Here is a 1,059-nt window from a genome sequence, read left to right as displayed (position 1 = left end):
ACCGACCGCGCCGCCCGCGCCCTGTCGGCGTCGGCGCCGCGAGAGCACGATGGCGATGACGGCCACCACGATCGCGCCGATGACGATGAACCAGACCCAGCCCCACCCGCCGGACCCGCCGCCGCCACTGCCGCTGCCGCCGCCGAGTGCGTCGGCTGCGGCGATCGCGGCACCGGCCCAGTCGCCGTCACGAAGTTCGGGCTCGATGACGTCCTGGCTGATGCGCTGCAGGTCCGCGTCGGACAGGGACGCCTCGGAGTCGGCCGAGAGGTAGTAGGCGCGTCCGTCGACCGCGACGGCGAGCAGGTAGTCCTCGGCGCCCATGTTGTTCGCGATCGCCGTGTCGTTGGCCCACGCGTCGGCGGCCTCGGGATTGGTGAACTCGCTCACGTAGGCGACGAAGAGCTGCCGTCCGCTCGCGTCGGCGTTCGCGTCGATCGCCGCCTCGACCTCGTCGAGGCGTCCGCCGAGGGCGCCGACCGTGTCGACGACGGGGTTGGCACCGAACTCGACCGGATCCTCAGCCCATGCGGCGGCTGGAGCGCCGAGCGCGAGCACCGCCCCGACGAGGATCCCGAGAACCGCGGACTTCCGACGTATCGACGCCATGCACCAGTGCCTTCCCGACCGAGCGGACCCCATCGAGTCTATGGTCGGTGCGGATGCCGCGTCCACGCCGTGGGGCGGCGGACAGCACTGCGGGCCGAGCGCATTCCCGCGCATCGGCCCGCCATGTGTGAGTGCCCCCGGAGGGATTCGAACCCCCGACCTACGGTACCGGAAACCGGCGCTCTATCCCCTGAGCTACGGAGGCGCACAGCAGAAGACACTATCACTGCCGGGGGCTTCGCTCCGACACGAAGGGTCAGGCGAGGCTGACGCTCGCGACGGTGTCGAGCAGTTCCTCGCGGACCCGCCCGGCGAGCACGATGCGCGCGCCCCGGAGCACGGCGTCGCCCGGCACCCGGGTCGCGACGACGTCGGGGTACCACCGGCTGATGCGCCGGATCGCGCGGCCCACCTCCTCGACGAACACGAGGCGCAGCACGTCGTCGTCGA

At 72.0% G+C, this 1,059-nt stretch carries 2 protein-coding genes and 1 tRNA gene; all 3 read right to left on the bottom strand.

Annotation, left to right across the window (positions count from 1 at the left end; all coding sequences use genetic code 11):
- The coding region (locus GH736_RS23370; protein ID WP_162529608.1) for a TPM domain-containing protein at positions 1-609 on the bottom strand (609 nt) is incomplete at its 3' end.
- Between the two features lie 132 nt (positions 610-741).
- Positions 742-814: transfer RNA gene (locus GH736_RS23365), tRNA-Arg, on the bottom strand.
- Between the two features lie 51 nt (positions 815-865).
- Positions 866-1,059 (bottom strand): hypothetical protein (locus GH736_RS23360; RefSeq protein WP_203230934.1); only part of this gene is annotated, 194 nt, incomplete at its 5' end.

Source organism: Agromyces humi (assembly GCF_009720255.1).
GTDB classification, from domain to species: Bacteria; Actinomycetota; Actinomycetes; order Actinomycetales; family Microbacteriaceae; genus Agromyces; species Agromyces humi.
This window is presented reverse-complemented; position numbering and strand designations above follow the sequence as displayed.